The following is a 25,748-nucleotide window of genomic DNA, read 5'->3' on the forward strand; positions in this document are numbered from 1 at the left end:
ACGCCCGGTGCACGAGCCGGGCACGAGCTAGGCACTGGAAGGACCCGCGATGCAGATCTGGCCCGGACGGCCGTACCCCCTGGGCGCCACGTACGACGGTGCGGGGACCAACTTCGCCCTCTTCTCGGAGGTGGCCGAGCGCGTCGAGCTGTGCCTGATCGACGAGTCCGGGAAGGAGCAGCGCATCGACCTGCCCGAGGTCGACGGCTTCGTCTGGCACGCCTACCTGCCCTCGGTGCTGCCCGGCCAGCGCTACGGCTACCGCGTGCACGGCCCCTTCCACCCCGAGAGCGGGGCGCGCTGCCAGCCGGAGAAGCTCCTGCTGGACCCCTACGCCAAGGCGATCGAGGGGCAGGTCGACGGCGACGAGTCCCTCTTCTCCTACCGCTTCGGCGACAACTCGGTCGTCAACACCGACGACAGCCTGGGCCACACGATGCTCTCGGTGGTCGTCAACCCGTTCTTCGACTGGGGCAGCGACCGCCGCCCGGGCCACGAGTACCACGAGTCGGTGATCTACGAGGCGCACGTCAAGGGCCTCACCCAGCTGCACCCGGACATCCCCGAGGAGATCCGGGGCACCTACGCCGGCATGGCGCACCCGGCGATGATCGAGCACCTGACGGCGCTGGGCGTCACGGCGGTCGAGCTGATGCCGGTGCACCAGTTCGTGCAGGACACCCACCTGGTCGACAAGGGCCTGTCGAACTACTGGGGCTACAACACCATCGGCTTCTTCGCCCCGCACAACGCGTACTCCTCCACCGGCCAGCGCGGCCAGCAGGTGCAGGAGTTCAAGTCGATGGTGCGCGCGCTGCACGAGGCGAACATCGAGGTCATCCTCGACGTGGTCTACAACCACACCGCCGAGGGCAACCACATGGGCCCGACGCTGTGCTTCCGCGGCATCGACAACCAGGCGTACTACCGCCTCGTCGACGGCGACCAGAAGCACTACTTCGACACCACGGGCACCGGCAACAGCCTGCTCATGCGCTCCCCGCACGTCCTGCAGCTGATCATGGACTCGCTGCGCTACTGGGTGACGGACATGCACGTCGACGGCTTCCGCTTCGACCTCGCCGCCACCCTGGCCCGCCAGTTCCACGAGGTCGACCGCCTCAGCGCCTTCTTCGACCTGGTGCAGCAGGACCCGATCGTCTCGCAGGTCAAGCTCATCGCCGAGCCGTGGGACGTCGGCGAGGGCGGCTACCAGGTCGGCGGGTTCCCCCCGCTGTGGACGGAGTGGAACGGGCGCTACCGCGACACCGTGCGCGACTTCTGGCGCGGCGAGCCCGGCACCCTGGCGGACTTCGCCAGCCGCATCACCGGCTCCTCGGACCTGTACGAGCACTCCGGCCGCAAGCCGATCGCCAGCATCAACTTCGTCACCGCGCACGACGGCTTCACCATGCGCGACCTCGTCTCGTACAACGACAAGCACAACGAGGCCAACGGCGAGGGCGGCGCGGACGGCGAGAGCCACAACCGCTCGTGGAACTGCGGCGTGGAGGGCCCCACGGACGACCCGGAGGTCGTCGCGCTGCGCGCGCGCCAGCACCGCAACCTGTTGGCCACGCTGCTGCTGAGCCAGGGCGTGCCGATGATCCTGCACGGCGACGAGCTGGGCCGGACGCAGGCGGGCAACAACAACGTCTACTGCCAGGACAACGAGCTGGCCTGGGTGGACTGGAAGCTGAGCGCCCCGCAGCGCGAGCTGCTGGAGTTCTCCCGGCGCGTGGTGCAGCTGCGCCGCACCGAGCCGGTCTTCCAGCGCCGGCGCTTCTTCGCCGGCGACGCCCAGCACGGCGGCGAGAGCGAGATCGGCGACATCGAGTGGTTCGCCGCCGACGGCACCGAGATGACCGGCGCCGACTGGGGCGATGGCGCCAACCGCTGCGTCATGGTCTTCCTCAACGGCGAGGCCATCCCCGAGCCGGACCGGCGCGGGGAGCGCATCGTCGGCGACTCCTTCCTCGTCATGTACAACCCCTGGCACGAGCCGGTGGAGTTCACGCTGCCGGAGAAGGCGTACGGCGACGACTGGCGCCCGCGCCTGGACACCGCCGACGACCAGGTCGGCCTGGTCTCGATCTTCACCGAGGAGTCGGCGTTCTCGCCCGGCACGACGCTGCCCGTCGCCGCCCGCTCCGTGCTCGTGCTGGCCCGTGGACCGCTGGGAGAGAAGTGACCGACCCGACCTACCGCCCGACCGTCGTGCCGGTGAGCACCTACCGCTTCCAGGTGCAGCCGGCCTTCACCTTCGACGACGCCGCCGCGCAGGTGGACCACCTGCGGCGCCTGGGCGTCAGCCACGCCTACCTCTCGCCGATCCTGGCGCCGGCGAAGGGCTCCACCCACGGCTACGACGTGGTGGACCACTCGCGCCTGAACGAGGAGGCCGGCGGCCGCGCCGGCTTCGACCGCCTCGTGAGCGCGCTGCGCGGCGCGGGGCTGGCAGCGGTCGCCGACGTGGTGCCCAACCACATGGCGGTGCCCACGCCGGCGCACGAGAACGCGCAGCTGTGGTCGGTGCTCAAGGAGGGCCCGCGCTCGCCCTACGCCCGCTGGTTCGACGTGGACTGGTCGGTGCAGGACCGCGCGATCCTCATGGCGGTGCTCGGGCAGCGCATCGGCCAGGTCCTGGCCGCCGGCGAGCTCAGCCTGGGCACGCGCTCCACGCCCGAGGGCGAGGAGCGGGTGCTGCGCTACTACGACCACGTCTTCCCGGTGCGCCCTGGGACCGAGGACCTGCCGATGGCCGAGCTGGTGGACCGCCAGTGGTACCGCCTGGCGCACTGGCGGGTGGCCGACGAGGAGCTGAACTACCGCCGCTTCTTCGACGTGGACACCCTGGCGGCGATCCGCGTGGAGGACCGCGAGGTGTTCGACGCCTCGCACGCGCTGCTGCTGGAGCTGGTGGGCCGCGGCGACCTGCAGGGCCTGCGCATCGACCACCCGGACGGGCTGGCCGACCCGCGCGGCTACCTGCGGTGGCTGGCCGAGACGACCTCCAACGCCACCGGCGACGGCAGCGCCTGGGTGGTCGTGGAGAAGATCCTGGAGGGCGAGGAGGGCCTGCCCGAGGACTGGGCGTGCGCCGGCACCACCGGCTACGACGCCCTGCAGCGGGTGGGCGGGCTCTTCCTGGACCCGGCCGGCGCGGAACCGCTCACCGAGCAGTACGTGGCCCTCACCGGCGAGACCGGCACCTTCCAGGCCGTGGTGGACAACGCCAAGCGCGAGATCGTCGAGCACGGCCTGTACGCCGAGGTGCACCGCCTGGTGGACCTGCTCTCGGGCATCTGCCACGACGACGTCGACCTGCGCGACCACACCCGCCGCGGGCTGCACGAGTGCGTGGTGGAGCTGCTGGTGGCCTTCGACCAGTACCGCGCGTACGTGGTGCCCGGGGAGCAGGCCCCGGCGGAGGCCGTGCGCGTCGTGGAGCACGCCGCCGAGCACGCCCGCGCGCACCTGCCCGAGGAGCGGCACGACACGCTGCAGGTCGTCGTCGACCTGGCGCTGGGGCGCGCCGGCGCCGACGGGGACCGGCGGGTGGCGGAGTTCGTCGTGCGCTTCCAGCAGACCTGCGGGCCGGTGATGGCCAAGGGCATCGAGGACACCGCGTTCTACCGCTGGTTCCGGCTGTCCTCGCTCAACGAGGTGGGCGGCGACCCCACCCGCTTCGGCTGCTCGCCCGAGGAGTTCCACTCGTTCTGCTCCACGCTGCAGCGCGAGTGGCCGGCGGCCATGACGACCCTGACCACCCACGACACCAAGCGCAGCGAGGACGTGCGCGCGCGCCTGTCGGTGCTCTCCGAGCGCACCGAGGAGTGGGGCGCGGCGCTGGCGCGCTGGCGCGAGCTGGCCACCGAGCACCGGGCCGGCGAGCTGGACGCGCGCACCGAGCTGCTGGTGTGGCAGACGGTGTTCGGCACCTGGGGCCGCGGGCCGCTGAGCGCCGAGCGGCTGCTGGGGTACCTGCAGAAGGCCACCCGCGAGGCCAAGGAGCACACCACCTGGACGGCGCCGGACGAGGCGTACGAGTCCGCGGTGGAGCGCTTCGCCACCGGCGTGCTGGGCGACGAGGCCGTCCTGGCCGCGGTCGGCGAGTTCGTGGAGGAGACCGCGGCGGCGGCCCGGGTGGCGGTGCTGGGGCAGAAGTTCGTGCAGCTGGCGATGCCGGGCGTGCCCGACGTCTACCAGGGCACCGAGCTGCTGGACCTGTCGCTGGTGGACCCGGACAACCGCCGCCCGGTGGACTACGCCGAGCGCGACCGGCGCCTGGCGGCGCTGGACGGCGGCTCGGACCCGGCGGACCTGGAGGACGAGAAGCTGCTGGTCGTCTCGCGCACGCTGCGCGTGCGCCGCGACCACGCCGAGTGGTTCATCGGGGACGAGGCGGGCTACTCTCCCGTGCCCACCACCACGGGCAACGTGCTTGCCTTCGCCCGCGGCCCGGTCGGCGCGCCGGGCGCGATCGCGGTGGCGACCCGGCTGCCGGTGTCCCTGGAGCGCCTGGGCGGCTGGGGGGAGCACACGCTCTCGCTGCCCGAGGGCACCTGGCGCGACGCGTTCACCGGCGCGGTCGTCACCGGTGGTCCCGCGCGCGTGGCGGACGTGCTGGGCGCGCTGCCGGTGGCGCTGCTGGTGCGCGAGGGCTGACCCCCCCCGGTGGGCGGGTCCCGCCCGCCCACCGGGGGTGCGCGCCCACCGGGTGCCCGCCCGGTGCGGTCGCGCCGACTCGCCGGAGGCCGCCGCGTCCGCCAGGGTTGGGGCCATGGAGTTCGGGGTGTGGGCGCCCGAGGCGCAGCAGGTGGACCTTCTCGTCGGCACGGGCGGTGACGCGCAGCGGCACGCGATGCGCCGCAGCGGTTCCCCGCGCGAGGGGTGGTGGACGGCCGAGGTCGACGGGGCCGGGCACGGCACCCGGTACGCGTTCTCCCTCGACGGCGGCGACGCGCGCCCCGACCCGCGCTCGGGCTGGCAGCCCGAGGGCGTGCACGCCGCCAGCGCGGTGGTCGACCCCTCGGCGTTCTCCTGGAGCGACGCCGGCTGGTCCGGCCGCGAGGCGCGCGGCGCGGTGTTCTACGAGATGCACGTGGGGACCTTCACGCCCGAGGGCACGTTCGCGGCGGCTGCGCAGAGGCTGGACCACCTCGTCGACCTCGGCGTGGACGTCGTGGAGGTCCTGCCCGTCTCGGCGTGGGACGGGGCCTGGAACTGGGGCTACGACGGCGTGGCCCCCTACGCGGTGCAGCACGAGTACGGCGGCCCGGAGGGTTTCGCGGCCTTCGTCGACGCCTGCCACGGCAAGGGCCTGGCCGTCGCCCTGGACTGCGTCTACAACCACCTCGGCCCCAGCGGCAACTACCTGGGCGAGTTCGGGCCGTACTTCACCGACAAGCACGACACCCCCTGGGGCGCGGCGGTCAACCTCGACGACACCGGCTCGGTGGAGGTGCGCCGCTGGATCTGCGACAACGCCCTGCGCTGGTTCCGCGACTTCCACGTCGACGCGCTGCGCCTGGACGCCGTGCACGCCCTCGTCGACGACTCCCCCACCCACGTCCTGGCGCAGCTCGCCGACGAGGTCGCCGCGCTGTCGGCCGAGCTGGGCCGGCCGCTGTCGCTGGTGGCCGAGTCCGACCTCAACGACGCCGCGATGGTCACCGCCACCGCCGAGGGCGGCCAGGGCATGACCGCCCAGTGGGACGACGACGTGCACCACGCCCTGCACGCGCTGCTGACCGGCGAGCGCCAGGGCTACTACGGCGACTTCGGCTCCCCCGAGGTGCTCAAGACGACCTTCGAGGAGGCGTTCTTCCACGCCGAGCGCTTCTCCACCTTCCGCGGCGAGGTGTGGGGCAGGAGGGTGGACCGGGAGCGGGTGCCGGGCACGGCGTTCCTGGGCTACCTGCAGACCCACGACCAGGTCGGCAACCGCGCCGTGGGCGAGCGCATCGGGCACCTGCTGAGCGAGGCGCGCCTGGCCGCCGGCGCCGCGCTGTACCTGCTGGGCCCGTTCACCCCCATGCTCTTCATGGGCGAGGAGTGGAACGCCTCCACCCCCTGGCAGTTCTTCACCTCCTTCCCCGACCCGCAGCTGGGCGAGGCCGTCAGCAAGGGCCGCCGCTCGGAGTTCGGCGAGCACGGCTGGAGCGCCGAGGACGTGCCCGACCCGCAGGACCCCGCCACCAAGGAGCGCTCGGTGCTGCGCTGGGACGAGGTGGGCGCCGAGCCGCACGAGCGGGTGCTGCAGTGGTACCGCACCCTGATCCGCCTGCGCCGCGAGGTGCCGGACCTGCGCGCCGACGACCTGAGCGCGGTGCGGGTGGACGTGGCCGGCGGGGCGCTGGTGCTGCACCGCGGCGCGCACCGGGTCGTGGTCTCCCTCGGCGGCGGGGACGACGTCGAGGTCGACGGCGCGCCGGTGGAGGTGCTGGCGGCGTTCCCCTCCGGCCCGCAGCCGGAGCTGCTGGCCGGGGGCGTGCGCCTGCTCGGCGAGGGCGTCGCCGTCGTGCGCGTGGCGTGAGCGCGGGCCCGCAGCGGGCCGAGGAGGTGCGGCGGGCCGCGGTGCGGCTCGCCGCCCTGGCCCAGGACGGCCTGGCGTACTCCGTCGGCGACGCCACCAAGGACTACGACACCGCGCGCTACCGGCAGATCGCCGAGCTGGCCGCGTCCCTGCTGGCCACCGTCTCCGCCACGCCCGTGGAGGAGCTGCGCCTGGTCCTGGGCCGCGACGCCGGCTACGCCACCCCCAAGGTCGACGTGCGCGCCGGCGTGGTCGACGAGCGCGAGCGGCTGCTGATGCTGCGCGAGCGCAGCGACGGGCTGTGGTCGCTGCCCGGGGGCTGGGTGGACCCCGGCGACCGTCCCGGCGAGTCCGCCGTGCGGGAGGTGCTGGAGGAGACCGGCCTGCCCGTGGAGGTCGTGAAGCTGGTCGCCGTGTGGGAGCGCGACGTGCGCGGCAAGCAGCCGCCGCTGCCGGTGGCGGTCTTCCACCTGTTCTTCCTGTGCCGGGTCGTCGGCGAGCCGGTGCCCCCGCAGGACCTGGAGACGCTGGAGGTCGGCTGGTTCGGCCTGGACGAGCTGCCGGCGCTGTCGACCTCGCGCGTCACCCGCGCGGAGCTGGAGCGGGTGCTCGCGCACCACCGGGACCCCTCGCTGCCCGCGGAGTGGGACTAGGATCCGCCGCTGTCGCCAGCGGTTCGCAACAAGCCCGACCGCGGCGCCGCGCCAGCGAGGAGCCGCCCGTGCCCGCCACCCCCACCAGCACCTCCCCCGCCGCGCGCGCCGCCGGCCGGCGCTGGGACCGCCGCGACACCCGGCGGCTGCTGCGCCTGCTCGGCGTCGTCGCCGCCCTGCACGCGGTCGGCTGGGGGGTGCTGGGCCTGCTCGTCGTCCCGCGCGGGTTCAGCGTGGGCGAGCAGGTCTTCGGCTGGGGCCTGGGGCTGACCGCCTACGTCTTCGGGGTGCGCCACGCCTTCGACGCCGACCACATCGCCGTCATCGACGGCACGACCCGCAAGTTGACCGCCGACGGGCAGCGGCCGCTGTCGGTGGGCTTCTGGTTCTCCCTGGGCCACTCCAGCGTCGTGTTCGCCATGGCGCTGCTCGTGGCCGCCGGGGTGCGCTCGGCCTCGGGGCTGGTGCGCGAGGGCAGCGCCGCGCACGACGCGCTGGCCACCTTCGGCACCACCGCCGCCGGGGTGTTCCTGTGGGTGATCGGCCTGGTCAACCTCGCCGCGCTGGCCGGCATCGCGCGCACCGCGGCGCGCCGCCGGCGCGGGCAGCTCGACGACGCGGCCCTGCACCAGCACCTGGCGGTCGACGGGGCGCTGGCGCGGCTGCTGCGCCGCTTCACCGCCCGCATCCGCTCCCCGCGGCAGGTCTACCCCGCCGGGCTGCTCATGGGCCTGGGCTTCGACACCGCCACCGAGGTGGCGCTGCTGGTGCTGGCCGGCACCGCCGCCGTGGCGCTGCCCTGGTACGCCGTGCTGGTGCTGCCGGTGCTCTTCGCCGCCGGGATGAGCCTGTTCGACACCCTGGACGGGGCGCTGGTCAACGTCGCCTACGACTGGGCGCTGGCCGAGCCGCTGCGCCGGCTGGCGTACAACGCGGTGGTCACCGGGGTGTCGGTGGCCGTGGCGCTGGGCGTGGGCACCGTGCAGCTGGTCTCCGTCGCCCGCGACGCGCTGGGTCTGCACGACGCGTTCTCCGGCTGGGTGGCCGGGCTGGACACCGGGCGCGTCGGCTACGCGGTGGTCGCGCTGTTCGTGCTCGTGTGGCTGGGGGCCCTGCTGTGGTGGCGCCTGGCGCGGCGCGCACCCGCCGGCCGGCGCGCCGGCGGCTAGGCCGCCGGGCCGGCCAGGGCCGCGCCGTCGCGGGCCAGCGCCGACAGGCGCGAGACCGCCCGCAGGTACTTCTTGCGGTAGCCGCCCTGCAGCAGCTCCTCGGTGAACACCGCGTCGAAGGGCGTGCCGGAGGCCACGACGGGGATGTCCCGGTCGTAGAGGCGGTCGGCGAGCACCACCAGCCGCAGGCCCACCATCTGGTCCGAGACGGTGCTCACCCCGCGCAGGCACACCGCGGCGGTGTCGCGCACCATCGCGCCGTAGCGGCTGGGGTGCACCCGGGCCAGGTGGGCCAGCACCGCGCCGAAGTCGTCCAGGGTGGCGCCCGGGCTCCCGGCGGCGGTGCGCTCGACGGCGGCGTCGTCCAGCGGCGCCGGAGCGGCGGGCAGGCCGCGGTGGCGGTAGTCCTCGCCGTCGACGCGCTGCACGGCGAACTGCCCGGCCAGGGCCTGGATCTCGCGCTGGAAGTCCTGCGCGGCGAAGCGCCCCTCGCCCAGCGCGCCGGGCAGCGTGTTGGACGTGGCCGCCAGCTTGACGTCGCGGTCGACGAGCTCGCGCATCAGCCGCGACATCAGCACCGTGTCGCCGGGGTCGTCCAGCTCGAACTCGTCGATGCACACCAGGTCGTGCGGGGCCAGGGCGTCCACGGCCTGCCGGAAGCCCAGCGCGCCGACGAGGTTGGTGTACTCCACGAACGTGCCGTACGCCGCGGTGCGGCCCCCCTCGGTGACGACCTGGTGGTACAGCGAGGACAGCAGGTGCGTCTTGCCCACGCCGAAGCCGCCGTCGAGGTAGATGCCCGGGGCGCCCTGCGGGGCGCTGCGGCGCTTGAAGAGCCCGGCCAGCCCGCCGGCGCGGCCCCCGCCGCCGGCGAGCACCCGCTCGCCGAAGGCGCTCATGCCCGCCACCGCCTCGGCCTGGGTGGGCTGGTCCGGGGCGGGCACGTAGCTGGCGAAGCGCACGTCGGCGAAGCGCGGCGGCGGCACCAGCTCGGCCACGAGCTGCTGCGGCGGCACCCTCGGGTCGCGCTCGGCCAGGGAGGCCGCGCCCGGGCGCTGCGGCTGCCCGGCCTGCACGGGCGTCTGCTCGGGTCGGCTCACCCGCGACACCCTAGTGAGCCGCGCGCGGCGGGCGAGCCGGGCCGCCGCGGCGGGGCGCGGCGGTGTCCGCGCCGTCTGGCAGGATCGCGCCGCGACGGGGAACGCGAGCGCGCCGCGCGGTGTTGTCCCGTCGAGCGGGCCCGAGCCCGCGGACGCCGGACGCCCCCACCCAGGAGGACGAGACAGTGGCCCTGCCCCACGACGGTGACGAGAAGCTCGCCGCCTACGCCCACCCCGAGAAGCTCGTCACGACCGCCTGGCTGGCCGAGCACCTCGGCGCACCGGGCCTGAAGGTCGTGGAGAGCGACGAGGACGTGCTGCTGTGGGACACCGGCCACGTCCCCGGCTCGGTGAAGGTCGACTGGCACACCGAGCTCAACGACCCGGTCACCCGCGACTACGTCGACGGCGAGGGCTTCGCGGCGCTGATGTCGCGCAAGGGCATCTCGCGCGAGGACACCGTGGTGATCTACGGCGACAAGAACAACTGGTGGGCCGCCTACGCGCTGTGGGTGTTCACCCTCTTCGGGCACCCCGACGTGCGCCTGCTCGACGGCGGGCGCGCCAAGTGGATCGCCGAGGGCCGCCCGACGACCACCGAGGCCCCCGAGCCCGAGCCGGCGGACTACCCCGTCGTGGCGCGCCGGGACGGCGCGGTGCGCGCCTTCAAGGACGACGTGCTGGCCCACCTGGGCGGGCGCCTCGTCGACGTGCGCTCCCCGCAGGAGTACACCGGCGAGCGCACCCACATGCCCGACTACCCCGAGGAGGGCACCGTGCGCGGCGGGCACATCCCCGGCGCGGACAGCGTGCCGTGGGCGCGCGCCGCCGCCGAGGACGGCACGTTCAAGCCCCGCGCGGAGCTGGAGGCGATCTACCAGCAGGAGAAGGGCCTGTCGCCCGACGAGGACGTCATCGCCTACTGCCGCATCGGCGAGCGCTCCAGCCACACCTGGTTCGTGCTGACGCACCTGCTCGGCTTCGAGAAGGTGCGCAACTACGACGGCTCCTGGACCGAGTGGGGCAACGCGGTGCGCGTGCCCATCGCCACCGGCCCGGACAAGGGCCAGGCCCCGGCGGTGCGCCGGTGAGCGCCGTGGACGAGGACCCCTTCTCCCCCACCGCCGGCCTGCCGCCGGCCATGGCCGAGATCGTCGAGGACTTCCGGGCGCTGCCCGAGCGCGAGCGCCTGCAGCTGCTGCTGGAGTTCAGCCGTGGGCTGCCGCCGCTGCCGGAACACCTGGCCGGGCACCCCGAGCTCATGGAGCGCGTCGACGAGTGCCAGTCGCCGGTGTTCGTCAACGTCGAGGTCGACGAGACCTCCGCGGTGCACCTGCACGTGTCCGCCCCGCCCGAGGCGCCGACCACGCGCGGCTTCGCCGGCGTGCTGCGCGAGGGCCTGGAGGGCCTGCCCGCCGAGCAGGTGCTCGACCTGCCCCCGGACGTGTGCTCGCGCCTGGGCCTGGAGCAGGCGGTCAGCCCGCTGCGCATGCGCGGCATGACCGGCATGCTCGCCCGCGTCAAGCGCCAGGTCCGGCTGGCCACCGCGGCGGGCTGAACGGGCGGCCCGCCGGCCACCGCCCCGACGACGAGCGCCCGCGCGCGGGCGACGACGAGCCGCCCGCCCGCGGGCGCCACGAGGAGACGCACGTGACCGAGGTCCAGGACCCCACGGGCACCGCCCCGCAGCAGCGCGGCGCACTGCCGGCGCAGCACCCGGCGCTGCCGGTGGTGCGGGTCGCCGAGGCGAACCTGCCCACCGCGCGCGGCACGTTCCGCGCGGTGGCGTACCGCCAGGCCGACGGGGTGGAGCACCTCGCGCTCGTGGCCGGCGAGCTCGGCGACGGGCGCGAGGTGCTGGTGCGGCTGCACTCCGAGTGCCTCACCGGCGACGTGCTGGGCTCGCTGCGCTGCGACTGCGGCCCGCAGCTCGACGCCGCGCTGGCCGCGGTGCGCGAGCGCGGCCGCGGCGTGGTGCTGTACCTGCGCGGCCAGGAGGGCCGCGGCATCGGCCTGGCGGAGAAGATCGCCGCCTACGCCCTGCAGGAGCGCGGCCGCGACACCGTCGAGGCCAACCTCGACCTCGGCCTGCCCGTGGACGCGCGCGACTACACCGGCGCCGCGGCCGTGCTGCGCGACCTCGGCGTGCGCAGCGTGGAGCTGATGACGCACAACCCCGTGAAGGTGGAGGCGCTGCGCTCCCACGGCGTGCCGGTCACCGCCCGCCGCGACCTGCCGGTGGCGCAGACCACCGACAACGTGCGCTACCTGCGCACCAAGCGCGACCGGATGGGGCACCGCCTGCCGGGCGTGTCCTGAGCGCCCGCGCTCAGCGCCGCTGCGCCCGGCCCGGCTCCTGCGCCCCGCTCGGCTCCCCCAGGGCGGCGAACCAGTCCGCGTAGGCGGTGGTGCGGGCCATCCGGCGGGTCAAGTCCGGGGCGCCGTCGGACCACCACACCGGCCCGCGCTCGCCCAGGGCCTCCTTGGCGGCCTGCACGCGCTCCCTGGCCGAGCGCACCCCCTCCTCGTCGCCGGCGCGCAGGGCCGCGCCCTTGGCCCGGCGCGCCGCCATCAGCTCGGCCACCAGCGCGGCCCGGCGCTCCTCGCCCAGCGCCGGGTCCGCGCGGCGCCACAACCGCCCGCGCACCACCAGGTAGCGACCGTCCGGCGTCACCGGCGGCCCGGCACCCGGCTCGTCCTGCGGCCCGCCGCCCGGCCCCGTGCCCGTGCCCGGTCCGGCGGCCCCCGCGTCCTCCCGCCGCCGGTCCACGCCGCCCCTCAGCGGCTGCCGGTGCCGCGCCGCGACACCAGCGCCGGGGCCACGACGCGGTCGGCGACCAGCCCGGTCACCAGCGAGTACACCGCCTTGTGCGCCACGTCGACGACCTGCTCGCGCACCGGCCACGTGTGCGGCGGCGCACCGGCCCCGGAGACGTTCTCCGCGGTCTGGTCGAAGGACAGCCGCACCGCGGTGTGCGCCAGGTGAGCGCGCGGGCCGCGCATCCCCAGTGCCGACCACACCCCGCGCAGCGCGCCCAGCGTCGCGCCGGTGCCCCAGTGCATGGCGTGGTTGGCCAGCAGCGGCCGCTCGCCGTCCCCGGCCCGGCGCCCCAGCAGGCCCAGCAGCGCCCGCCCGGGCACGTACGAGTCCGGCCGGTGCGTCAGCGCCTGCTCCACCTTCTCCCCGGCCGTCATCGCGGCCACCCCCGCCAGCCCGGCCAGCGCCCCGCGCCCGGCCGCCGACAGCAGCACCGCGCCCCTCGACCGCCCCGCGCCCGTCCCCACCGCTCGCTCCACGTCCGTCCCGCCGTCCCCGTCCCGTGCCGTCCCGGGCGACCGGCTGCACCCGCCCGCCATGCTCGTGCACCGCGGCCGGGTCGGCAGCTCGTGCACCACCGCGAAGCCGTCGGCGAGCAGCGCCGGCGCCGACAGCAGCGAGCGCCGGTGGGCGTGGCGGGCCAGCACGTCCGCGGGCACCCGCTCGTCCGCCGGCCGTGCCGCGTCGCGGCGCAGCAGCTCCGCCAGCGGCAGGTCCGGCAGCAGCACCGCCTCGGCGGGCAGGTGCGCGGCGGCCGCGGCGCGCAGGTGCCCGGTGCGCTCGGCGCGGCGCAGGTGGGTGGCGTCGGCCAGGTAGCCGGCGCCCAGGCCCGCCAGCGCCTGGCAGCGGCGCTGCGCCCGGCGCACCGCGGCCGGCGAGTACGCCTGCAGCCCGCGCACGGGCCGGTGCGCGGCGGCGTCGGCGGCGCGCAGCTCGCGGCGCAGGTCGTCCAGGCTCACGACGGGCAGCGCGGGCACCGCGGCAAGCAGCCGCCGGCGCAGCGTCGTCTTGCCGCTGCCCGCGGCCCCCACCAGGACCAGGACCACCGCGCCCCCGGCGCAGCCCCCGGCGCAGCCCCCGGACGCGCCCGCGCGGCGGCGCCCGGCGCAGGTGCGGCACCCGCACCCGGGGACGGCCGGCGGCTGCACCCGCCCATCGTGCTGCCCGGCGCCCGTGGCGGCACCCGCGCCCGCACCGGGCGCGCCGGGCTGCGCGCGGGGGCCGCTCAGCTCGCGGGGGCGTCGGCCGCGGCGTAGCGCAGCCGGTGGCACAGGGCCGCCCCGCCGGGCCCGGCGACGGCCGGGACGACGTCCGCGGCGTCCTCGAAGGCGCTCTCCCCGTCCAGCAGCACGTCGAAGGCGGCGTCGTCGAGCAGCTGCATCGCCAGCGCCAGGCGTCGGCGCGGCGTCCAGCGCGGCGCCCGCGACGGCGGCACGCGCCCGACCTGGCTGGCCCGCACCGCCAGGCGCCGGGAGTGGAAGCCCTCCCCCAGGTGCACCTCGACGGGCCGGTCGCCGTACCAGCTCAGCTCGGTGAGCACGCCCTCGTCGCCCAGCAGCGCCAGGCCCGTGGACAGCCCCGCCCCGGTGCCGCTGGTGTGCAGGACGACGTCGCGCCCGCGGCGCGCGTCGTCGGGGGCCGCCAGCCGCGCCCCCATCGCGGCGGCGACGCGGGCGCGGTCGGCGCGCACCTCCACGAGCTCGACGTCGGTGCCGGGCACCCGGGAGGCCAGGGCCGCCACGAGCATCCCCAGCACGCCGGCGCCCACGACGCTGACGCGGTCGCCGACGCCGACCTGCGCGTCCCACACACCGTTGACCGCGGTCTCCATCATCCCGGCCAGCACCGCGCGCGGCGCCGGCACCGCGGCGGGCACCGCCAGCACCGCCGAGGCGGGCACGACGTAGCGGTCCTGGTGCGGGTGCGGGCAGAACACCCGCCGCCCCAGCAGCTCCGGCACCCGCCCGCCCGCGGCGGTGACGGTGCCCACCGACAGGTACCCGTACTTCACGGGGAAGGGGAACTCCCCGGACTGGTACGGCGCGCGCATCACGTCGTGCTGGCTGGGCGGCACGGCCCCGGCCAGCACGAGGGCCTCGGTGCCGCGGCTGATCGCGGAGAACTCCGCGGTGACCTCCACGTCGGAGACGCCCGGCACGGGCAGGGGCTCCTCGCGCAGCTCGCCGGCACCGGGGCCGGTGCTCCAGAACGCGCGGGCGGTGCGGCTCACCCGGCACCGCCCGCACCGGCGTCCGGGCGACCGGCCGGGTGACCGGCCAGGTGGCCGGCCAGGTGGCCGGCCAGGAAATCGCGCACCGCGTCCTCCCACCCCTGCGGGTCCACGTTCCACTCCTTCGTGTGCCGCGCCGTGCCGCTGCGCACGAACGTCACCAGGTCCGGGCGCGCCTGCGCCAGCCGCGCCGAGGGGCCCGGGGGCACGTAGTCGTCGGCGTCGGAGTGCAGCAGCAGCAGCGGCAGGCGCAGCTCCTCCGCGCGGCGCACCCAGTCCATGCGGCGCAGGTCCACCGGCCCGTCGACCCCCACCAGGCGCCGGCCCACCGGGTGCCCGAGCAGGCCCAGCCCGTAGCGGCCCAGCGGCACCGGCACGCGGTTGCGGCGGGCCTGGTGGTCCAGCACGTCGTACCAGTCGATGACGGGACCGTCCAGGACGACGGCGGCGACCCGGTCCGCCAGCTCCGAGCGCGCCACCAGCTGCAGCACGATCGCCCCGCCCATCGACCAGCCCACCAGGACCAGCCGGCGCGCGCCGTTCTCCAGGGCGTGCCGGCAGGCGGCCTCCACGTCGCGCCACTCGGTGTCGCCCAGGCCGTAGCGGCGCGCCGGGGACGGCGGGCCGTCGGGGTCGTTGCGGTAGGCGGGCACCAGGCACGTCAGCCCCAGGCCGTGCAGCAGCGGCAGGGCGCGCAGCGCCTCCTCCCGGCTGGCGCCGCGGCCGTGCACCAGCACCGCCCACACGTCGCCCGCGGGGCCGCCGCCGGCACCGTCGGGACCGCCGTCCGCGCCGGCGGGCGGGGGCACGTGCCAGCACGGCAGGTCGCCCACCTCCGAGCGCACCACGACGTCCTCGTGGTCCAGGCCGAGGGCGCTGCGGGGCGTGCCGGCGTAGTAGTACTGGTTCCAGCGGGCCGCGCCCGGCTGCGCGGTGCCGCGGTCCACGCCCAGCAGCTCGCGGGTGACGCGCTCGGCGGTGACCTCCAGCACCGCGCCGACGCGGAAGTGCCCGCGCCCCTCGGCGGTCCACACCCCGTAGCGGCCCGGCACCACGGTGTCCGCGGTGGCGCCGAGCACCACGCGGCGCGGGCCGACCTGCAGGACCTCCACGTCGTCGGGCTTGTGCCGCGCCGGGGTGACCACGGCGCGGGCGAAGGCCGCGGCCACGGCCGTGAGGGCGGCGGCCCCGGCGGTCAGCGCCACCCCGGAGGCGGCCGCGCCCACCAGCGCGCGCCGGCGCCCGTTCACGCCGACGCCCCGCGCGCCACCCGCAGCGCCGCCCGCACCAGCGGCACCTGCAGCGGCAGCCGGGCGGCGGTCAGCGCGCAGCGCAGCGCCCCGGCGCGCCCGCGGCCGCGGTCCCGCCAGGCGTCCAGCGCCATGCGCCCGTTCGCGGGCCACACCGCCAGCAGGAACGCGGCGGCGGCCCCGCCGGCGGCGCGGCGGGTGCGCGGCAGCACCAGGGCGGCGGCCAGGGCCAGCTCCACCGCGCCGGAGGCGGTCGTCCAGGCGCGCGGCGGGCCCGGCAGGGAGCGCGGCACGATCGCGTCGAAGCCCGCCGGGCGGTGGAAGTGCGCCACCCCGGCCGCGCCGAACAGCACCGCCAGCGCCGCCCAGCGCGCCGGGCGCCGCCGCGCCCCCGCACCCTCCCCCTCGATCACGCGCCGATCCTGCCGCAGCCGCGCGGGCCGTGCGACGGCGCCCCCGGTAGCGTGCCGGGCGTGAGCGAGCCGACCGTCCCGCCCCAGGACCCCTCCACCGCCCGCGCCGCCGAGCAGCCCGGCGGGCGGGGCGAGCGGCCGTGGACCGTGGTGGTCCTCACCGAGGAGGCCCTCGGCGAGGTCGACGCCGGCAACGTCGCCGCCCTGCACGAGGGAGAGGACGTGCGCCACGTGGTCGTCGTGCCCGCCGACACCGAGCGCAACCTGCTGGCGGACGTGCTGGACCACCTGAGCCTGGGCGAGCTGCGCGACGCGCTGGCCGCCGCGCGCGCCGGGCGCCCGGACCCCGAGCGCGCCCGCGCCGACGCCGAGACCGCCCTGCAGCAGACCCTGGCGGCGCTGCGCGCGCTGGGCCTGCGGGCCGAGGGCCGCACCAGCGGCGACGACCCGGTGCCGGTGGTGCGCGAGCTGCTGCGCACCGAGCCGGACGCGCGCGAGGTCGTCGTCGTCACCCGCCCGCACGCCGTGGAGGACACCTTCCACACCGACTGGGCCTCCCGCGCCCGCGACGCGCTGGGGGTGCCGGTGCTGCACCTGTACGCCGGCACCATGCGGCTGGGCTGAGCGGAACACCGCTCGCCGCGAGGAGGTTGGACGGGGCATGAGCACCCCGGAGACGACCGCGAAGAAGTACGCCGTCACCAAGTCCGACGAGGAGTGGCGCGCCGAGCTGTCCCCGCAGGAGTACGCGGTCCTGCGCCAGGCCGGCACCGAGCGGCCGTTCACCAGCGAGTACGAGGACGACCCCACCGAGGGCGTGTACGCCTGCCGCGCCTGCGGCGCGGAGCTGTTCACCAGCGCCACGAAGTTCGCCTCGCACTGCGGCTGGCCGTCCTTCTACGACCCGAAGGACTCCGACGCGGTGGAGCTGATCGAGGACCGCTCGCTGGGCATGGTGCGCACCGAGGTGCGCTGCGCCAACTGCGGCTCGCACCTGGGCCACGTCTTCGAGGGCGAGGGCTTCCCCACCCCCACCGACCAGCGCTTTTGCATCAATGGGATCAGCCTCACCCTGAGGCCGACCCGCGCAGAGGCATGAGTGCCTGATCCGAGCGACGAGGAGCACTCGGACCACTAGCATTTTCCGGTGAGGACCTGCACCCGTTGTGGAGAGTCGAAGCCGCTCACCGAGTTCAACCAGAACTACAAGCGGCGACAGTTCGACGTCTACTGCAAAGGGTGCAGGTCTGCGTACGCCAAGCAGTACTACCAGGCGAACAAGCAGCGGTTGAACGCGCGCAATGCCCAGTGGCGCAGGGACAACCCCGAGCGGCAGAAAGTGCTCCAACAGCGCTACGTCGCTCGACGACGCGCGTTGAAGGCGAGTGTCGAAGCCAACCTCCCCCCTGACTTCTGGATCACCCTGCTGCACTTCTACGGACCCGAGTGCGCCAGGTGCGGGAGCGCCGAACGATTGACGCACGACCACATCCTCGCCCTGTCACGAGGCGGCGAGCACACGTGGCTCAACTCCCAGGTCCTGTGCTTCTCCTGCAACTCCAGCAAGCAGGCGCGCAACGCGATCGACTACCGCGACTGGATGAGCGGCGTGCTCGTGGGCTTCCTCGACGGGGAACAGGTCGTGAGTCGTGGAGACGTGCTGGCCGTCGAGGAGCTCTTCAAGCTCCGGCCGGGAGAGGACGTCTTCTGAGCGCGAGGTGCACGCGCAGGCGCTCGCGGGCACAGTGGGGGCCATGAGCGAGCCGTACTCCTACACCGCCCGGCCGGGCGCCGACCCGCAGCCGTCGGACCCGCAGCTGGACCCGCTGGACGACCCGGACCTGCGCCGGGAGGACACCTCCATCGACGGCGACCCGGACGACGGCGACGAGCTGGGCGCGCTGCGCACCGACACCCTGCTGGGCGACAGCGACGACGACACCTACGACACGGGCCGCCAGGTGAGCCACGCCACCGAGGAGCTCATGAGCGACGACGTCGACCCGGACAACGAGACGATCGACGAGCGCGTCAAGCAGGAGGAGCCGGATGAGGCCGGCGGGGCCGGGCACCTCGGCACGGTCGACCACGTCGCCGGTGCCGACAGCGAGGACCCCGAGCGCCTCTGACGCCCGGCAGCCGCGGCGGGCGCACCGCCCGCACGACGCGCGAGAGCCGCCGCCCCGGCAGGGGACGGCGGCTCTCGCGCGTGCACCGGGCACCGGGCGCCCGCGCGCCCGGTGCGAGGGGGCGTCAGGGCAGGGCGGCGACCAGCTCGCCCAGCTGCACGCGCGGGCCGGTGTAGAAGGGCACCTCCTCGCGCACGTGGCGGCGGGCCTCGGTGTTCCGCAGGTCGCGCATGAGGTCGACGATGCGGTGCAGGTCGTCGGCCTCGAAGGCCAGCAGCCACTCGTAGTCGCCCAGGGCGAAGGCGGAGACGGTGTTGGCGCGCACGTCCTCGTAGGGGCGGGCGGCCAGGCCGTGGTCGCGCAGCATCTTGCGGCGCTCCTCCTCCGGCAGCAGGTACCACTCGTAGGAGCGCACGAACGGGTACACGCACAGGTAGTCGCGGGCGCGCTCGCCGGCCATGAACGCGGGCACGTGACCGCGGTTGAACTCCGCGGGGCGGTGCAGGCCGACCTGCGACCACACCGGGCGCAGGTGGGCGCCCAGGCGGGTGGTGCGCAGCCGGCGGTACGCCTCCTGCACCAGCTCGACGGTCTCGGCGTACCACCACACCATCAGGTCGGCGTCGGCGCGCAGGCCCGCCACGTCGTACAGGCCGCGGACGGTCAGGCCCTTGCCGGTGAGCTCGTCCAGCAGGGCCTGCACCTCGGCGGTCAGCTCCGCGCGGTCCGCGTCCCCGAGGGTGTCGCGGACGGCGAACACCGACCACATCGTGTAGGCGATGGTGTTGTTGATCTCCTCGGTGCTGGTGCGCGCGGCGCCGGCGGCCGCGGCGTGCGGGGTCTCCTGGCTCATGCCCCCATCGTCCACCCGGGCCCGCCCGGCACCGGACCCGGGCCGGGTGAGCCGGGTCACCCCGCGGCGGGCAGGCCGGCGAGGGCGTCGTCGGCGGCGCGGGTGCCGGCCGCCACGCACGCCGGGACCCCCACTCCGTCGAGCACGGAGCCGGCCAGCGCCACGCCGCCGGTGACGGCCAGGGCCGCGCGCAGGCGCGCGACGCGCTCGCGGTGCCCGACGGCGTACTGCGGCAGGCCGTCGACCCAGCGCACCACCGCGGCGTCCACCGGGTGCAGCGCCCGGCCGAGCAGGCGGGAGGCGTCGGCGGTGGCCCAGCGCCGCACGTCGGCGTCGTCGGCGTCCAGGGCCTCGCGCTCGCCGGCGCGGCCCAAGGAGACGCGCAGCACCCGCACGTCGGGGCGCTGCGCGGCGACCCACTCCCACTTGTTCGCCGACAGGGTCAGCGCCTTGACCCGCAGGCCCGCGGCGGCGGCCTCCACGGGCGGCACGAGCAGGCCGGAGCCGGTGAGCCCCTCCAGCTCGGCGGTGGGCACGGCGAGCGCGGCGATGACCATGCCGGCGGTCTCGACGGCGGCCAGCTCGGCCGCCGCGGCGGGGACGGCCGTGCGCAGCAGCGCCGCGGCGGCGGGGGCGGGCACGGCCAGCACGACCGCGTCGGCGGTGCGGGTGCCGGCCGGGGTGGTCACGCGCCAGGCGCCGCCGGGGGCACGCTCCAGGGCGGTGACGGGGGCGCCGGTGGTCACCGTGGCGCCGCGGGCGCTCAGGTGCGCGGTGAGCGCCTCGGGCAGGCGCGCCACGCCGCCGCGCACGCCGGCGAAGACCGGCCCGCCGGCCGCGGGGCGGGCCGCGGCGGCCGCGCGCACGGCGGCGAGCAGGGAACCGCCGCGGCGCGCGTGCTCCCACAGCGCCGGGACGGTGGCGCGCAGCGAGAGCCGGTCGGAGCGCCCGGCGTAGACGCCGCCGAGCAGGGGCTCGACGAGGCGGTCGACGACGGCGCGCCCGACGCGGCCGGCGACGTAGTCGGCGACGGCGACGTCGTGCTCCAGCGGCGGGGCGGGCAGGTCCTCCTCGGCGCGCACCCGCTCCACCTCGGCGGGCTCCAGCAGGCCGGCGACCTGCTCGGCGGAGCCGGGCACGCCCATGACGGTGCCGGCGGGCAGCCGGTGCGCGGTGCCGCGGGCCAGGACGGAGGCGGCGGCGGTGGCGGGGTGGACGACGTCCCCGCCCAGGCCGGCGGCGCGGGCGAGGTCGACGGCCTCGGGCCGGCGGGCCAGGACGGACTCGGCGCCGACGTCGACGAGGACGCCGCCGACGTCGGCGCGCTGCAGGACGCCGCCGGTGCGCGGGGAGGCCTCCAGGACCTCCACGCGGGCGCCGCGGGCCAGCAGGCGGTGCGCGGCGGCCAGGCCGCTGACGCCGCCGCCGACGACGACCACGCGCGGGGCGCGGGCCGCGGGGGTGCCGGCGGGGGTGCCGGCGGGGGTGCCGGCGGGGGTGCTCGTGGTGCCGGGGGTGCTCACTCCGCGGTGCCGTCCCGGCCGCCGCGCCAGGCGTGCACCTCCTCGACCACGCGGGCCAGCACGCCGGGGTCGGCGGTGGGCGGCACGCCGTGGCCGAGGTTAAACACGTGCCCGCCGCCGGCGCGCTCGCCGGCGGCCAGGACGCGGCGCACCTCGCCGCGCAGCACGTCCCAGGGCGCGAAGAGCAGGGCGGGGTCGAGGTTGCCCTGCACGGCCACGGGCCGCCCGGCGCCGGCGCGCCCGCGCGCGGCCCCGACGTCCAGCGGGACGCGGAAGTCCACGCCGAGCACGTCGACGCCGCCGTCGACGGCGGCCATGGCGCCCAGCAGCTCGCCGGTGCCGGTGCCGAAGTGGGTGCGCGGCACGCCGAGGTCGGCGACCGCGTGCAGGGCCGCGGCGGAGTGCTCGGCGACGTGGCGCTCGTAGTCGGCCAGGGGCAGCGAGCCGACCCAGGAGTCGAACAGCTGCACCGCGGAGGCGCCGGCGAGGACCTGCGCGCGCAGGAACGCCCCGGTGATCCGCGCCAGGCGCGCGGCGAGGTCGTGCCACAGCTGCGGGTCGGCGTGCATGAGGGCCTTGGTGCGCAGCAGGTCGCGGGAGGGACCGCCCTCGACGAGGTAGCTGGCCAGGGTGAACGGCGCGCCGGCGAAGCCGATGAGGGGCGTGCCGGTGGCGCGCAGCTGCTCCACGGTCAGGCGCACCGCGTCGGTGACGTGCTGCAGGCGCTCCGGGGTCAGCTCCGGCACGCGCTCGAGGTCGGCGCGGGTGCGGATCGGCTCGGCGATGACGGGCCCGGTGCCGGGCACGATCTCCACCCCGACGCCGGCGGCCTCCAGGGGCACGACGATGTCGGAGTAGAAGATCGCCGCGTCCACGTCGTAGCGGCGCACCGGCTGCAGGGTGATCTCGGCGACGAGCTCAGGGCGCCGGCAGGACTCCAGCATGGTGGTGCCCTCGCGCGCGGCGCGGTACTCCGGCAGGGAGCGGCCGGCCTGGCGCATGAACCACACCGGCGTGCGCGAGGGGCGCAGCCCGCGGCCCGCGTCGCCGCGCGCGACCCGCAGGTACGGCGCGTCGCGCAGGGGGCCGGCGTCCGCGGCGGTGGCGTCGGGCGCGGGGGCGGTGGGGGCGTCGGCGGGTCCAGGCACGGCCCGATCGTCCCACGGTGCCCCCGGGACCCACGGCGCGCCGCCGCCGCCGCCGGCTCCGGCGTCCCTAGTCTCCCGAGGCGTGACGCTCTCCCGAGTGCCCGGCGGAGCCCGCGACGGCACGCCGCCCGACGCGTTCGAGCGGGCCGTGCGCGCGCTGCGCGCGGTGCGCCTGCGCCCGGACGTGGCGCTGACCGAGGTGCCGGCCCCGGCGCGCATCGCCCCGCACGCCGTGGCGCTGGCCGGGGACGTGCTCGCCGACGGCGAGGAGCTGGCCACGGGGCGCTTCATCCTGCTGCACGACCCCGCCGCGCCCCCGGAGTGGGGCGGCACGTTCCGGGTGGTGACGTACGTGCGCGCGGACCTGGAGGCGGAGCTGGGCGCGGACCCGATGCTGGGCCAGGTGGGCTGGAGCTGGCTGGAGGACGCGCTGGGCGAGCACGGCGCGCTGGCCGCGGGGGTGGGCGGCACGGTCACCCGGGTGCTCTCGGAGGGGTACGGGGCGCTGGCGGACCGGCCGCCGTCGGTGGACGTGGAGGTGCGCGCCTCCTGGACGCCGCTGCCCGCCGGCGGGCGGGAGCCGGACGCGGCGGGGGCCCCGTTCGACGTGGGCGCCCACCTGCTGGCGTGGTCGGTGCTGCTGTGCTCGGTGGCGGGGCTGCCGCCGCTGCCGGAGGGCGTCAGCGCCCTGCCGCACCCGCAGCGCTGAGGCGCGCCGCGCGGTGCCCGGACCGGAGCCGCGCCGGACCGGCGCCGCGGCCGCGCCGGACCGCCGCCCGACCCGCGCGGGACCGCTGCGCCCCGGAGGTCAAGTCGGGGCGCCCGCGGGCCGATCACCTCCTCAGTGAGGCGTGCCGCAGGAGGCGGGCGCCCAGTGCCTGTTGGAGGACGACGGTGACTGCGCTCGTCGAACGCCCCGGGATGGCCGTCCCGTCACGACTCGGCCGCTTCGCCGCCCTCGTGGCGGTCGCGGACCCGGCCGTGCGGGAGTCCGTGACCCGCACCCTGCGCATGCTGGGCGCGGTGAACGTCGAGCACGCCGGCAGCGTGGCCCAGGCGCGCGCCATGGCCCGCACGGGCCCGCGCGCCCTGTTCATCGCCGACGCCGGCCTGCCGGACGGCTCCGGCGCCCAGCTCGTCTCCGAGCTGCGCGCGGCCGGCTGGAACCGCTGCGTGGTGCTGTCCAGCAGCGCGGACCCGTTCGCGGTGCGCGGCGCGGTGGCCGCCGGGGTGCGCTGCTACCTGGTGACCACCCGCCCGGAGGGCACCGGGTTCGAGGGCCGCGCCGGCGACTCGGGCGTGGACAGCCTGTCCGAGCGCGAGGTCGAGGTGCTCCAGCACGTCGCCGACGGCCGCTCGAACAAGGACACCGGCGCGCTGCTGGGCCTGTCGGCGCTGACGGTGAAGAGCCACCTGGCGCGCATCGCCCGCAAGCTGGGCACGGGCGACCGCGCCGAGATGGTGGCCATCACGCTGCGCGCCGGCGTGATCCAGTGATGCTCCGGTGACGGTCCGGTGACGTCGCGCTGACGGCCCCGGCGGGCGCGGCGGCGGGCGCGGGTGCTCGCGCCGCCCCCGCCGGGCGGTCCGCGCGGCGCCCCACCGCACCCGCGGCGAGCCGCGGCACGTACGGTGGGGCCCGTGCCGGTCGGGAGGGGACAGCGAGAGGGTCAGCCGCCGGCGGCTCCGGACGTGGACGACACCGCGTCCCCGGAGGCGCCCGCAGCGACACTGCCGCTGCTCGACGCCCCCGCGCAGGGCCTGCCGCCGGTCGTGACCGACGAGGCGGGCCTGGCGCGCGTGGTGGAGGCGATGGCCGCCGGCACCGGCCCGGTGGCCGTGGACGCCGAGCGGGCCTCGGGGTACCGCTACGGCCAGCGCGCCTTCCTCGTGCAGCTGCGCCGCGCCGGCGCGGGCACGGCCCTGATCGACCCCACCGGCCTGCCGGACCTGTCCGCCCTGGGCGAGGCGCTGTCGGGCGCGGAGTGGGTGCTGCACGCCGCCAGCCAGGACCTGCCGTGCCTGGCGGAGCTGGGGATGCGGCCCACCACCCTGTTCGACACCGAGCTGGGCTCGCGCCTGGCGGGCCTGCCGCGCGTGGGGCTGGGCGCGGTGGTGGAGGAGCTGCTGGGGCTGCGCCTGGCCAAGGAGCACTCGGCGGTGGACTGGTCCACCCGCCCGCTGCCCGAGCCGTGGCTGACGTACGCGGCGCTGGACGTGGAGGTCCTCGTCGAGGTCCGCGACGCGCTGGCGCAGCGGCTGGAGCAGCAGGGCAAGCTGGAGTGGGCGCGCGAGGAGTTCGCCGCGATCGCCGCCGCCGCACCGCCGGTGCCGCCGGCGGAGCCGTGGCGGCGCACCTCGGGCCTGCACGCGGTGCGCTCGCGCCGACAGCTCGCGGTGGTGCGCGAGCTGTGGCTGGCCCGCGACGCCGAGGCGCGCCGGCGCGACACCTCCCCCGGCCGGCTGCTGCCGGACTCCGCGATCGTCGCGGCCGCGCGGGCGCTGCCGCGCACCCCGCAGGCGCTGGCGGCCGCGCAGGGCTTCACCGGCCGCGCCGCCCGCAGCCGGCTGGAGCTGTGGGCGGGGGCCGTGGCGCACGCCCTGGCGCTGCCCGAGGCGGAGCTGCCGCAGCACGCGGCGCGCGGCGAGGGTCCCCCGCCGCCGCGGGCGTGGGCGGCCAAGCACCCCGAGGCGGCCGCGCGGCTGACCGCGGCGCGCGCGGCGGTCACCGCGATCGCCGAGCGCCACGGGGTGCCGGTGGAGAACCTGCTGCAGCCGGACGCGCTGCGGCGCCTGGCGTGGCAGCCGCCGCGGCCGCTGGACGAGGCGGCGGTGGCGCAGGCGCTGCGCGCGCGCGGGGCGCGCGAGTGGCAGGTGCGGCTGGTCGCGCGCGAGGTGGCCGCGGCGATGGCCTCGGCCCGCGCGCCGGAGCCGGAGCGCGGCGCCGGGGACGAGGGCGGGGACGAGGCCGGGGAGAGCGCCGAGGGAGCCGTCGCGGACGGCGCCTGACCCCGCCGGCACCGGCGCACCGCCCCCGCGGCCGTCTCACGCACCGACACGCTCGTCTTGCCGCCGCCGCCCGGCTGCGCCAACCTGTCGGGCACGGTGGCGACGGCGCGCCGGTGTCGACGCGGGTGGAGGTGGGCGGTGGAACGCCTCACGCTGGACGAGCAGCTCTCGGCCGCGGCCATGGCGAGGCACTGGGTGTGCGAGCAGTGCCCCAGCGAGCACCTGCCCGAGGCCAGGCGCTGGATCGCGGAGCTGCTGACCAGCGAGCTGGTCTCCAACGCCCTCGAGCACGGCAGCGGGCCGGTGGTGCTGAGCCTCACCCACGACGAGGAGGGCATCGTCGTGGGCATCTCCGACGGCGACGCGCGGGTGCCGGCGCTGCGCACCCAGCAGCCCGGGGCCACGGAGGGGCGCGGCATCGCCCTGGTGGACGCCCTGTCGACGGCGTGGGGCGTCTACCGCAGCCAGAACCCGGACCCGGCCGCGCCGGCGCCGGACGCGGCGGGGACCCCGCTGAGCTGGCCGCAGCCGGACGAGGACGGCACGGGGACGGGCGTCCCGCTCGGCAAGACCGTGTGGTTCCACCTGGCGACCTGCTGAGCGCGCAGGGTGAGGGGCCGCGCCCGCCGGGAGGCGGGCGCTGACCCGTTCGGCCCAGCGGCGCCCGGCGCGGCGGGGAGCGGGCGGCGCCGTCGCCTACGGTCGCTGCCGTGAGCCACGACCAGCCGTCCCCCGACCGGGCGTTCCTGCGGCGCTGCGTGCTGGCCGCGAGCGTGCTGGACGACCTGGACGTGGACCCCGACGACGCCGCGGTGCACCTGCCCGGCTGCGCCCCGCTGCCGTGGGGCGAGGTGGCGCGGGCCGCCGGTCCCGTGCCCGCGAGCGCCACCGCCCCGCCCGCGCCGGCGGGCCCGG

At 76.9% G+C, this 25,748-nt stretch carries 24 protein-coding genes and 2 pseudogenes; 17 read left to right on the forward strand and 9 right to left on the reverse strand.

All coding sequences use genetic code 11. The annotated features are described in order from the left end of the window. Positions 1 to 49 precede the first annotated feature (49 nt). From glgX to ACRYR7_RS01935, 5 genes are all read left to right on the forward strand, one after another. Entirely contained in the window at positions 50 to 2,191 is a 2,142-nt protein-coding gene (gene glgX, locus ACRYR7_RS01915; RefSeq protein ID WP_432570372.1) for a glycogen debranching protein GlgX, read from the forward strand. Continuing rightward, entirely contained in the window at positions 2,188 to 4,668 is a 2,481-nt protein-coding gene (gene treY, locus ACRYR7_RS01920; protein ID WP_432570373.1) for a malto-oligosyltrehalose synthase, read from the forward strand. The genes glgX and treY overlap by 4 nt, the downstream gene beginning before the upstream one ends. Before the next feature lie 115 nt (positions 4,669 to 4,783). Further along, entirely contained in the window at positions 4,784 to 6,538 is a 1,755-nt protein-coding gene (gene treZ, locus ACRYR7_RS01925; RefSeq protein WP_432570374.1) for a malto-oligosyltrehalose trehalohydrolase, read from the forward strand. Further along, positions 6,535 to 7,191 (forward strand): NUDIX hydrolase N-terminal domain-containing protein, encoded by a 657-nt coding sequence (locus ACRYR7_RS01930; protein WP_432570375.1) that lies wholly within the window; start codon positions 6,535 to 6,537, stop codon positions 7,189 to 7,191. The genes treZ and ACRYR7_RS01930 overlap by 4 nt, the downstream gene beginning before the upstream one ends. Before the next feature lie 68 nt (positions 7,192 to 7,259). Further along, on the forward strand, positions 7,260 to 8,360 hold the full coding sequence (locus ACRYR7_RS01935; RefSeq protein WP_432570376.1) for a HoxN/HupN/NixA family nickel/cobalt transporter: 1,101 nt from the start codon (positions 7,260 to 7,262) through the stop codon (positions 8,358 to 8,360). Here ACRYR7_RS01935 and zapE read toward each other — a convergent pair. Continuing rightward, on the reverse strand, positions 8,357 to 9,460 hold the full coding sequence (gene zapE, locus ACRYR7_RS01940; RefSeq protein WP_432570377.1) for a cell division protein ZapE: 1,104 nt from the start codon (positions 9,458 to 9,460) through the stop codon (positions 8,357 to 8,359). The genes ACRYR7_RS01935 and zapE overlap by 4 nt on opposite strands. Before the next feature lie 185 nt (positions 9,461 to 9,645). Between zapE and ACRYR7_RS01945 the strand changes: the two genes are divergently transcribed. From ACRYR7_RS01945 to ribA, 3 genes and pseudogenes are all read left to right on the forward strand, one after another. Beyond that, complete coding sequence (locus ACRYR7_RS01945) at positions 9,646 to 10,551, forward strand: sulfurtransferase (RefSeq protein WP_432570378.1); 906 nt, start codon at positions 9,646 to 9,648, stop codon at positions 10,549 to 10,551. Positions 10,552 to 10,601: 50 nt separating this feature from the next. Then, positions 10,602 to 11,018: a SufE family protein gene (locus ACRYR7_RS01950; RefSeq protein ID WP_432570399.1), complete on the forward strand. Its 417-nt coding sequence runs from the start codon at positions 10,602 to 10,604 to the stop codon at positions 11,016 to 11,018. Between the two features lie 170 nt (positions 11,019 to 11,188). Then, positions 11,189 to 11,779: pseudogene (ribA, locus tag ACRYR7_RS01955) on the forward strand (GTP cyclohydrolase II); the annotation flags it as partial. A gap of 10 nt (positions 11,780 to 11,789) precedes the next feature. On the opposite strand, the gene ACRYR7_RS01960 reads toward ribA, so the two are convergent. The 5 genes from ACRYR7_RS01960 to ACRYR7_RS01980 all read right to left on the reverse strand — a co-directional run bounded on the left by ACRYR7_RS01960 (position 11,790) and on the right by ACRYR7_RS01980 (position 16,171). Further along, complete coding sequence (locus tag ACRYR7_RS01960; protein WP_432570400.1) at positions 11,790 to 12,134, reverse strand: hypothetical protein; 345 nt, start codon at positions 12,132 to 12,134, stop codon at positions 11,790 to 11,792. A gap of 104 nt (positions 12,135 to 12,238) precedes the next feature. After that, positions 12,239 to 13,324 (reverse strand): AAA family ATPase, encoded by a 1,086-nt coding sequence (locus ACRYR7_RS01965; protein WP_432570379.1) that lies wholly within the window; start codon positions 13,322 to 13,324, stop codon positions 12,239 to 12,241. Between the two features lie 179 nt (positions 13,325 to 13,503). After that, the gene (locus tag ACRYR7_RS01970; protein WP_432570380.1) at positions 13,504 to 14,508 is read right to left on the reverse strand and encodes a zinc-dependent alcohol dehydrogenase; all 1,005 of its coding nucleotides are present in this window, start codon (positions 14,506 to 14,508) and stop codon (positions 13,504 to 13,506) included. Continuing rightward, complete coding sequence (locus ACRYR7_RS01975; protein WP_432570381.1) at positions 14,505 to 15,758, reverse strand: alpha/beta hydrolase family protein; 1,254 nt, start codon at positions 15,756 to 15,758, stop codon at positions 14,505 to 14,507. Before ACRYR7_RS01975 ends, ACRYR7_RS01970 begins: the two co-directional genes overlap by 4 nt. Next, complete coding sequence (locus ACRYR7_RS01980) at positions 15,755 to 16,171, reverse strand: DoxX family protein (RefSeq protein ID WP_432570382.1); 417 nt, start codon at positions 16,169 to 16,171, stop codon at positions 15,755 to 15,757. Before ACRYR7_RS01980 ends, ACRYR7_RS01975 begins: the two co-directional genes overlap by 4 nt. Positions 16,172 to 16,231: 60 nt before the next feature. On the opposite strand from ACRYR7_RS01980, the gene ACRYR7_RS01985 reads away from it, so the two are divergent. The 4 genes from ACRYR7_RS01985 to ACRYR7_RS02000 are packed head-to-tail and all read left to right on the forward strand — an operon-like array spanning position 16,232 to position 18,300. After that, positions 16,232 to 16,795 carry a hypothetical protein gene (locus tag ACRYR7_RS01985; RefSeq protein WP_432570383.1) on the forward strand — a complete coding sequence of 188 codons (564 nt, stop codon included), beginning with the start codon at positions 16,232 to 16,234 and terminating at the stop codon, positions 16,793 to 16,795. Between the two features lie 37 nt (positions 16,796 to 16,832). After that, a complete protein-coding gene (gene msrB / locus ACRYR7_RS01990) occupies positions 16,833 to 17,270 on the forward strand; it encodes a peptide-methionine (R)-S-oxide reductase MsrB (RefSeq protein ID WP_432570384.1) in 438 nt (145 codons plus the stop codon). A gap of 48 nt (positions 17,271 to 17,318) precedes the next feature. Next, complete coding sequence (locus tag ACRYR7_RS01995) at positions 17,319 to 17,882, forward strand: HNH endonuclease (RefSeq protein WP_432570385.1); 564 nt, start codon at positions 17,319 to 17,321, stop codon at positions 17,880 to 17,882. Between the two features lie 43 nt (positions 17,883 to 17,925). Next, entirely contained in the window at positions 17,926 to 18,300 is a 375-nt protein-coding gene (locus tag ACRYR7_RS02000) for a hypothetical protein (protein WP_432570386.1), read from the forward strand. Positions 18,301 to 18,424: 124 nt separating this feature from the next. On the opposite strand, the gene hemQ is transcribed toward ACRYR7_RS02000, so the two are convergent. From hemQ to hemE, 3 genes are read right to left on the reverse strand one after another with little or no spacing between them, the layout of a single operon-like run. Further along, positions 18,425 to 19,153: a hydrogen peroxide-dependent heme synthase gene (hemQ, locus tag ACRYR7_RS02005; protein ID WP_432570387.1), complete on the reverse strand. Its 729-nt coding sequence runs from the start codon at positions 19,151 to 19,153 to the stop codon at positions 18,425 to 18,427. Between the two features lie 56 nt (positions 19,154 to 19,209). Then, positions 19,210 to 20,676: a protoporphyrinogen oxidase gene (hemG, locus tag ACRYR7_RS02010; RefSeq protein ID WP_432570388.1), complete on the reverse strand. Its 1,467-nt coding sequence runs from the start codon at positions 20,674 to 20,676 to the stop codon at positions 19,210 to 19,212. After that, positions 20,673 to 21,824, reverse strand: a complete 1,152-nt coding sequence (hemE, locus tag ACRYR7_RS02015) for a uroporphyrinogen decarboxylase (RefSeq protein ID WP_432570389.1) — start codon at positions 21,822 to 21,824, stop codon at positions 20,673 to 20,675. The genes hemG and hemE overlap by 4 nt, the downstream gene beginning before the upstream one ends. Before the next feature lie 82 nt (positions 21,825 to 21,906). On the opposite strand from hemE, the gene ACRYR7_RS02020 reads away from it, so the two are divergent. The 5 genes and pseudogenes from ACRYR7_RS02020 to ACRYR7_RS02040 form a co-directional block, all read left to right on the forward strand. Then, positions 21,907 to 22,533: a DUF3000 domain-containing protein gene (locus tag ACRYR7_RS02020; protein ID WP_432570390.1), complete on the forward strand. Its 627-nt coding sequence runs from the start codon at positions 21,907 to 21,909 to the stop codon at positions 22,531 to 22,533. Positions 22,534 to 22,718: 185 nt separating this feature from the next. Next, the gene (locus ACRYR7_RS02025; RefSeq protein WP_432570391.1) at positions 22,719 to 23,321 is read left to right on the forward strand and encodes a response regulator transcription factor; all 603 of its coding nucleotides are present in this window, start codon (positions 22,719 to 22,721) and stop codon (positions 23,319 to 23,321) included. Positions 23,322 to 23,516: 195 nt separating this feature from the next. Next, positions 23,517 to 24,833: an HRDC domain-containing protein gene (locus ACRYR7_RS02030; protein ID WP_432570392.1), complete on the forward strand. Its 1,317-nt coding sequence runs from the start codon at positions 23,517 to 23,519 to the stop codon at positions 24,831 to 24,833. A 138-nt stretch (positions 24,834 to 24,971) separates the two neighbouring features. Continuing rightward, complete coding sequence (locus ACRYR7_RS02035; protein ID WP_432570393.1) at positions 24,972 to 25,433, forward strand: ATP-binding protein; 462 nt, start codon at positions 24,972 to 24,974, stop codon at positions 25,431 to 25,433. Between the two features lie 110 nt (positions 25,434 to 25,543). After that, positions 25,544 to 25,748, forward strand: a pseudogene (locus ACRYR7_RS02040) (hypothetical protein); the annotation flags it as partial.

The sequence above is a fragment of the Kineococcus gurbantunggutensis genome, assembly GCF_050871925.1.
Lineage (GTDB): Bacteria > Actinomycetota > Actinomycetes > Actinomycetales > Kineococcaceae > Kineococcus.

What these genes read in the sequence shown, in the direction of transcription:
- glgX (WP_432570372.1), top strand. Translation starts at nt 50, where the DNA reads ATGCAGATCTGGCCCGGACGGCCGTACCCCCTGGGCGCCACGTACGAC.
- treZ (WP_432570374.1), top strand. Translation starts at nt 4,784, where the DNA reads ATGGAGTTCGGGGTGTGGGCGCCCGAGGCGCAGCAGGTGGACCTTCTC.
- ACRYR7_RS01950 (WP_432570399.1), top strand. Translation starts at nt 10,602, where the DNA reads ATGGCCGAGATCGTCGAGGACTTCCGGGCGCTGCCCGAGCGCGAGCGC.
- msrB (WP_432570384.1), top strand. Translation starts at nt 16,833, where the DNA reads ATGAGCACCCCGGAGACGACCGCGAAGAAGTACGCCGTCACCAAGTCC.
- ACRYR7_RS02000 (WP_432570386.1), top strand. Translation starts at nt 17,926, where the DNA reads ATGAGCGAGCCGTACTCCTACACCGCCCGGCCGGGCGCCGACCCGCAG.
- hemQ (WP_432570387.1), bottom strand. Translation starts at nt 19,153, where the DNA reads ATGAGCCAGGAGACCCCGCACGCCGCGGCCGCCGGCGCCGCGCGCACC.